This window comes from Campylobacter sp. 2018MI13, assembly GCF_018501135.1.
Classification (GTDB): Bacteria; Campylobacterota; Campylobacteria; order Campylobacterales; family Campylobacteraceae; genus Campylobacter_E.
The window spans coordinates 1-7,685 of record NZ_JAHCZC010000083.1 but is presented as its reverse complement, the minus strand read 5'-3'; the positions used below and the strand labels follow the sequence as shown (position 1 = coordinate 7,685).

Annotated in this window: 10 protein-coding genes; 6 read left to right on the top strand and 4 right to left on the bottom strand. The window is 30.4% G+C overall.

Annotated features, from left to right (window positions below; translation table 11 throughout):
* Positions 1-309 (top strand): hypothetical protein (locus KJQ99_RS08075; protein WP_214150493.1); only part of this gene is annotated, 309 nt, incomplete at its 5' end.
* 91 nt (positions 310-400) lie between these two features.
* Here the strand turns inward: KJQ99_RS08075 and lepB are convergent.
* The gene (gene lepB, locus KJQ99_RS08070) at positions 401-1,252 is read right to left on the bottom strand and encodes a signal peptidase I (protein ID WP_214117914.1); all 852 of its coding nucleotides are present in this window, start codon (positions 1,250-1,252) and stop codon (positions 401-403) included.
* Positions 1,239-2,084: a bifunctional 5,10-methylenetetrahydrofolate dehydrogenase/5,10-methenyltetrahydrofolate cyclohydrolase gene (locus tag KJQ99_RS08065; protein WP_214150492.1), complete on the bottom strand. Its 846-nt coding sequence runs from the start codon at positions 2,082-2,084 to the stop codon at positions 1,239-1,241. The genes lepB and KJQ99_RS08065 overlap by 14 nt, the downstream gene beginning before the upstream one ends.
* Before the next feature lie 60 nt (positions 2,085-2,144).
* Here KJQ99_RS08065 and KJQ99_RS08060 point away from each other — a divergent pair, with 60 nt between their 5' ends.
* From KJQ99_RS08060 to KJQ99_RS08050, 3 genes are read left to right on the top strand one after another with little or no spacing between them, the layout of a single operon-like run.
* Positions 2,145-2,498 (top strand): hypothetical protein, encoded by a 354-nt coding sequence (locus KJQ99_RS08060; RefSeq protein WP_214120453.1) that lies wholly within the window; start codon positions 2,145-2,147, stop codon positions 2,496-2,498.
* Positions 2,488-3,765, top strand: coding sequence for a glutamate-1-semialdehyde 2,1-aminomutase (gene hemL / locus KJQ99_RS08055; protein ID WP_214150491.1), 1,278 nt, complete (start codon positions 2,488-2,490; stop codon positions 3,763-3,765). The genes KJQ99_RS08060 and hemL overlap by 11 nt, the downstream gene beginning before the upstream one ends.
* Positions 3,758-4,003 (top strand): AtpZ/AtpI family protein, encoded by a 246-nt coding sequence (locus tag KJQ99_RS08050; protein WP_336608663.1) that lies wholly within the window; start codon positions 3,758-3,760, stop codon positions 4,001-4,003. Before hemL ends, KJQ99_RS08050 begins: the two co-directional genes overlap by 8 nt.
* Before the next feature lie 24 nt (positions 4,004-4,027).
* Here KJQ99_RS08050 and flgH read toward each other — a convergent pair whose 3' ends face one another.
* On the bottom strand, positions 4,028-4,705 hold the full coding sequence (gene flgH, locus KJQ99_RS08045) for a flagellar basal body L-ring protein FlgH (protein ID WP_214117919.1): 678 nt from the start codon (positions 4,703-4,705) through the stop codon (positions 4,028-4,030).
* 69 nt (positions 4,706-4,774) lie between these two features.
* On the opposite strand from flgH, the gene pta reads away from it, so the two are divergent.
* Entirely contained in the window at positions 4,775-6,229 is a 1,455-nt protein-coding gene (gene pta / locus KJQ99_RS08040; protein ID WP_214150490.1) for a phosphate acetyltransferase, read from the top strand.
* A 21-nt stretch (positions 6,230-6,250) separates the two neighbouring features.
* Positions 6,251-7,420: an acetate kinase gene (locus KJQ99_RS08035; protein WP_214117921.1), complete on the top strand. Its 1,170-nt coding sequence runs from the start codon at positions 6,251-6,253 to the stop codon at positions 7,418-7,420.
* Positions 7,421-7,494: 74 nt separating this feature from the next.
* Here the strand turns inward: KJQ99_RS08035 and KJQ99_RS08030 are convergent.
* On the bottom strand, positions 7,495-7,685 hold a 191-nt coding region (locus KJQ99_RS08030), incomplete at its 5' end, for a hypothetical protein (protein WP_214150489.1).

Genomic DNA, 7,685 nt, shown 5'->3' with positions numbered 1-7,685 from the left:
CTTATATTTTTTGTAATATTAGATATTTTATCAAGTTATTTAATATTGTTTTTATTAAATGGTAAAAACTTAAAAACTTACACAATATATCAAACTAAAACCAAGCTAGTTTCATTGCCTTTTGTTGATGATTTATCAGTTTATTTTTTATATACAGAGTTTAGACAAAAGTATTCTGTAATAAGTAAAGGCGGATTTGAAATGGAATTTAGAGAAGAAGCACAATCGCTAGGCGAAAAATACATAGCAAAACAACAAAAGAAAATTGAAAAGATTTTAAGTGAAAAGTCTTCAAATACAATTAAATAATTTTAATTTTTATATAAATTACCTTTAAAATATAATGTATTATAAAATAAATTCTAATTCAAATCACAAGAATTTGAATTAGATATTTTTGTTAATCAAGAGAATTAATATCGCTTATTTCGTGATGGATATATCTTTCATCGTTTTCTAAGGTATCAACGCTTTTAAACATTCTTTCCCAGCGGATATTATAATCATCATCCCAGCTTAGATAAACAAACCAAGGCTTACCTTCAATATATTTATAATCTACACTTCCCCAAAAGCGGCTATCATTTGAGTGGTCGCGATTATCACCCATCATAAAGTATTCATTGCTAGGCACCTTATAATAATACGCTTTAATATCACTTCTTAATTCACTAACATAAATTGGCTTCATTACAAACTCACCCTTAGCCATAAAGTATTCTATGACCTTATCAAAATCCACTCTTTCATCATAATGAATACCCTTTTTAGTATAAGGCTCTTTTATGTATAATTTGCCTTGTAAAATCACTTGTTTATTAGCAGGATAATTTGCTCTCATATATTCATCTCCTTCGTGCATTCTCACATAAAGGGTCTTATTTGCAAATATTATCTCATCATCTCCTAAAGCAACGCAGCGTTTAACATAATGTAGCTTTGTATTGTGCGGATACAAAAACACCACTATATCATCTCTTTTAGGCTTAGCATAGCTTAATAAATGCCCATCGCCTTTAAAATCAGGCAACACAGGAACTTCTAGGAATGGAATTCTAGGAGTTGGTATCCCGTAGGCGAATTTTTTTACAAATAAATGATCTCCTACTAAAAGTGTGTTTTTCATAGAGCCACTTGGTATTGTAAAAGCTTGAGCTACGAAAAATATAAAAACAAGAACAAATACAATAGTCCCTGTCCATGAATTCCAAAAATCAACTAATTTTTGCCATTTTGTTTTATTTTCTTGCATTTTCTTCCTTTTTTAATCTTGCTTCATATGTGTTTTGCATTAGTGCATAAATAGTCATAGGTCCTACTCCGCCAGGAACTGGAGTAATCATACTAGCTTTATTACTTGTCTTAAGATAGTCTCCTGATAGTTTTTTTCCATCAATTTCTTTGCAAATCCCAACATCAATTAAAATAGCTCCATTTTTTATAAAATCATCATTTATTAGATGAATTACACCTGTAGCACTTATTAAAATATCAGCGTTTAAAGTATGCTCTTTTAAATTTTTTGTATATTTGTGGCATACGCTAACACTTGCACCTTCATTAATCATCATAGCAGCAAGTGGGCGACCTACTATGATACTATCGTTTATTATGCAAATATTTTTGCCTTTTACACAGATACCATAATGCTTCATTAAAATATCAATTCCAAGCGGGGTGCAAGCATAAAAATGTGGTTTTAAATTCGCTAAAACTAAACCTAAATTAAGTGGAGTAAAACCATCTACATCTTTAATAGGATTTATAGCGTTTATGATATTGTCTTTATTGATATGATTTGGTAAAGGTAGTTGCACTAAGATAGCATCTACACTATCATCATCATTTAAATCTCTTATGATTTTTAATAATTCTTCTTCGCTAATACTACTATCTAGCTTATAATCTTTACTAATTATTCCTAATTCATTACAAGCTTTTAATTTACTTCTTACATAAACCCCACTAGCATAATCATCTCCTACTAAAATTACAGCTAAGCAAGGTTTGGTTTTTAGCTCATTAATTTTGAGTTTTAATTGTGCGTATAATTCTTTGCTTAATTTTTTTCCATCTAGTATCAATTTGTAACCTTTATAAAAATAAAGATTGTATTATAACCCTTAAAAACAACGGATTATAAAATGAAATCAAAATTAATATTATTAGTTTTTAGCGTATTTGTTTATGCTAATAGTGATTTTTTAAGCAAAGATGAATATCAATTAAGCTTGTATCAAAACCCAAGGGGAATTGGCTGTGATAAATGTCACGGGCTTGATGGAAGTGAGCAAATATTTGCTACTTATAAAGAAAATGGAAAAACCATTCAAGTAATAATCCCTAGTATTAAAAATATTAGTTATGAGAATTTTTATAAAGCCTTAGTTAGTAAAACAAGTTCAAAAAATATAATGCCAAATTATTATTTAACAAATGAAGAAATAAAAAATTTATACTTATATATCAAGAAAAAAGGAGAAAAAAATGACAAATAAAGAAGCTTTCGCACAAGCACAAACATTAATAGCAGGTGGGGTTAATTCTCCTGTAAGAGCGTTTAAAAGTGTAGGTAGTGAGCCTGTATTTATAAAAAAGGGCGATGGTGCTTATATAATTGATATTGAAGATAAAAAATACCTTGATTTAGTTCAAAGCTATGGACCTTGCATTTTAGGACACGCTGATATAAATGTAACAAACGCTATTATTAATGCAGCAAAAGATGGCACAAGTTATGGTGCTCCTACATTAGCTGAAAGCAAATTAGCACAAAAAGTTATATCGTTATATCCTGCAATAGAGCAAATTAGATTTGTAAATAGTGGCACAGAAGCTACTATGAGTGCAATTCGCTTAGCAAGAGCTTATTCTAATCGTGATGGGCTTATAAAATTTGATGGTTGTTATCACGGACACGCTGATATGCTTTTAGTAAATGCAGGAAGTGGCTTGGCTACTTTTAATACTCCAAGTTCAAGTGGAGTTAGTAAAAACGCTGTAAAAGATACTTATACAGCTAAATACAATGATATAGAAAGCGTAAAAGAGCAAATTGCTATAGCAAAGAGTAATGGTAGTGAAATAGGTGTGATTATTATTGAACCAATTGCAGGAAATATGGGTTTTGTCCCTGCTAAAAAAGAGTTTTTAGAAGACCTTAGAAAGCTTTGCGATGAATTAAAAATCGTTTTGATTTTTGATGAAGTTATGAGTGGTTTTAGAGCTGCTTTAGGTGGGGCTTTAGAGATTTATAAAGTTGTGCCTGATATGGTTTGTTTTGGCAAGGTTATTGGTGGGGGACTTCCTGTTGGAGCTTACGCTGCAAAAAAAGAAATTATGCAACTTCTAAGCCCACTAGGCGGAGTATATCAAGCAGGAACGCTAAGTGGAAATCCACTTGCAATGGCAGCAGGTATTGCAAATCTTGAGCAATTAAACGATGATATTTATAAAAAATGTGATAAATGGGCAAAAAATGCAATTAATGCTATGTTAGATGAGAGTAAAAGTGCAGGAGTGTCTTTTGTAGCTAAAAATATAGGTTCAATGTTAGGATTTTTCTTTAATGAAAAATACCCATTAAATTACGATGACGCTAAGACAAGTGATACAGCTAAGTTTTCAAGATTTCATAAAATTATGCTAGAAAATGGAGTAAATCTTGCACCATCAACCTATGAAACTGCATTTATTTGCTCTAAGTTTGAAGATAAAGAATTTGAAATATTTATAAATGCGTTCAAAAAGGCTATTCGTGCATAACGAAGAAAATAAAAGAGCTAAAAAAGTAAAAAGTGTAATAGACGCTGCAAATCATCTAAGCTTAGGTATTAGCATTGTAGTTGCAGTGCTAATTGGCGTTGGTTTAGGAATTTTACTTGCTAAGATTTATAAGCCTTTATTTTTCGTAGGACTTGCGTTTGGAATAGCAGCTGCAATTTCAAATGTATATAAGGCTTATAAATTATTATTAAAAATTAACGAAGATGATAAGAAATAAAGTCTTTTTAACCTTAAATCAAGGTTAAAAAGGCCAAATAGTTTCAACTGCTTTTGTTCCCCAAGGTTTTTTAGTAGCTTTATCAATTTCGCCTTGAGTTGAATAAAGTATTTTAGCGTCTGCTATGTATTTGCTCTCAATTGTGTTTTGACCTGTTATATCATAAGGTCTAATTACTCCAGAGATTTGGACGATTTGTTTTTCTCCGTTTATTAATAATTGTCTTTTTCCTTCAATAAAATAATTTCCATTAGCCAATACCTTTATTACTCTAGCACTAATTGTTGTTTGAAATTTTTCATTTCTACTAGCTTGACCACTACCACTAAAATCTGAATTATTTTTTGTTTGAAAGCCAATATCTGCTGACTTATTAAGACTTGATAATAATCCTGCAAAAACTCCGGAATTTAAATTAGCATTAGAAGATTTATTCGTGCTTTTACTAGCTTTACTACTTTGGCTTGTGTCTTCTTTAATAATTATCGTAACTATATCATTTACATTCATAGCTTTATTATCGCTAAAAAGTGGATTAGAGCCTTTTCCAAAAAGTGAGCCTGGACTTCCTAAATTATTATCAGCCTTAGGTTCAATTTGCTCTACATATGTTGGAGCTTTCATATCCATTTGCGGATCAGCCAAACCACAACCCGAAATTAACAAAGGGAAAACAAAATATTTTATGTAATTTTTTTTCATATTTTCTTCCTTATTTATTAATATTTTAGGCATATACTCTAGCGAAAATTAATCAATGAAGGAGTAGCAATGAATGCGATTTACTTTCAAAAACAAAGCAGGGAAAGTTTAGATAATCTTGCTATAAAATTATCAAAAAAATATTCAAATATTGTTGTTTTCCAAGCACTTGCTTGTGAAGACGGGGTGTGTGGTTTAAATAAATTATCAAAAGAGCATAATATAAAAACTGAATACTTATACGATAGTGCAATAGGCGTTAAAGAGTATTTGAAAAATGAAAATACTTTTTATAAAAACATAATCATTAAAGTTAATGAATTAAAAGCTAAATATGATTTTGTATTAGTTGCTAGTTTTGGAGTTTTTGGTGGTCTTGATACTTTTTGGATAAATCTAAAACTAAGTAAAGAGCTTAATTTAAATTATGTAATTGATAATGATTTAACCAAATTTGAGTTTGCTAAAATTCATCATAAATACGCAAGTTTATATAATGAAAATACAAGCTTAGATGAGTTATTAAATCTTAAAAAACCTGATTATGTAAGTCCAATGGCATTTGAAGTTATGCTAGAGAGCAAGGCTAAAGAAAATATTAAAACTATAGTTTTACCAGAAGGAAATGATGAGCGTATTTTAAAGGCTGCTAGTATTTTATTAGAAAGCAAAGCTGTTAAATTAATTATCTTAGGAAACAATAAAGAAATAGCACAAAAAGCTAGTGATTTGGGTATAGATTTAGATGATGTTAAGACTTATAATCCAGGTAATTCATCATTAGATGATGAATGTGCAAATGCACTTTATGAAGCTAGAAAATCAAAGGGAATGAGCCTTGAACAAGCAAAAGAACTTATAAAAGATAGAAATTATTTTGGAACTTTACTAGTTCATTTAGGCTACGCTGATGCTATGGTTAGTGGGGCTGCATGTTCAACTGCTGATACAATTCGCCCAGCTCTTCAAATAGTTAAAACTAAACCAGGTGTTAAGAGTGTAAGTGGTGGATTTTTTATGTGCTTAAGTGATAAGGTTTGGTATTTTGCTGATTGTGCGGTAAATCCTAATCCAACTCCTGAAAATCTAGCCGAAATTGCAAGTGTTAGTGCAGCTACTTATAAGGCTTTTGGTTTTGAACCAAGAGTTGCAATGCTATCTTATTCAACTGCAAATAGCGGTAGTGGAGTAAGCGTTGATTTAGTAAAACAAGCGTGCGAATTAGCAAAATCTTATGAAGGATTAAATTATGATGGTCCTATACAATTTGATGCAGCAGTAGATATTGCAACAGCAAGTAAAAAAATGCCTGATAGCAAAGTAGCAGGAAAGGCAAATGTATTTGTATTCCCTGATTTAAATGCAGGAAATATAGCTTATAAAGCAGTGCAAAGAAGTGCAGGGGCTATTGCGGTTGGTCCTGTTTTGCAAGGTCTAAATAAACCTATTAATGATTTAAGTAGGGGTTGTTTGGTTGAAGATATTGTAAATACATGCTTAATTAGTGCAATTCAAGCACAATAAATTATAAAAAAGGAAAAAATTATGAAAAAAATATTAGTTTTAAATGCAGGTTCGAGCTCACTGAAATTCCAATTATTTTTTAATGAAGATAGTGTTGCGAGTGGTTTGGTTGAGCAAATTGGAGAAAGCAATTCAAGAGCAAAAATTAAATTTGATGGCAAAGAATTAGAGCATTTAGGTGGCATAAATAATCACGAAGATGGCTTAAAAGTAGTTCGTGATTTATTTGCTAAAAGCGGACTTTTAACTGATTTTAATGAATTAGCAGCAGTAGGTCATCGTGTGGTGCATGGTGGAGATAAATTTATTAAAGCAACATTAGTTGATGATAAATGTTTAAAAGCTTTAGATGAATTAGTAAAATTAGCACCTTTACATAATCCTGCAAATATTTCAGGAATTAAAACAATTATAAATCTTGCTCCAAGTGTTAAAAATATAGCAGTATTTGATACAGCATTTCATCAAACAATGCCAGAAATCGCATATCGCTATGCAATAGCTAATAAATATTATGAAGAAGATGGTGTTAGAAGATACGGCTTTCATGGAACATCTCATGAATTTGTAACTCGTGAAGCGGAAAAATTCTTAGGTATTAAAAACATAGATGCAATTACAGCTCACTTAGGAAATGGTGCAAGTATTAGTGCTATTAAAGATGGTAAATGCGTTGATACTTCAATGGGTCTTACTCCACTTGAAGGATTAATGATGGGAACTAGATGTGGGGATATTGATGCTGGAGCTTTATTTTATTTAGCATATAACAAAGGTTTAAGCATTGCTGAACTTGATAAAATTTGCAATAAACAAAGTGGTTTATTAGGAATTTGTGGTGCAAATGATATGCGTGAAATTGAAGAAAAAATGCAAAATGGTGATAAAAAAGCAAAATTAGCATTTGATATGTTTTGCTATAGAATTGCAAAATACATAGGCTCATACCTTGCAGTAACTCCTGCTAAGGCTCTAATTTTTACAGCAGGTATTGGTGAAAATGATGATTTAATGAGAGCTGCGGTTTGTAAGCAACTTGCACATCTTGGCTTTAGCATTGATGAAGAAAAAAATGCTAAGCGTGAAAAAGTAGCTAGAAATATAGCAAAAGCTGATTCAAAATACCCAATTTTAGTTATTCCAACTAACGAAGAATTATCAATAGTAAAACAAACAATGGAACTTATTTAATCCTATTGATTTAAATTCTTGTAAAACTATAAATAATTAAACATTATTTGTAGTTTTACTGCCATTATATCTTCTTAATTGTATTTTATTTTATATGTTGGGATTATATAACCACACCCATCTATATAATATTCTCTCTCTTCTTTTTCCTTAGTATATGAGTTATATAACATTACTTGCATTTCATCTCCATCTATAAATTGAAATGAATTTTTATCAAAAAATCTTTTTTCAAAAAATACTAGATTATTGTTAAATTCATTAA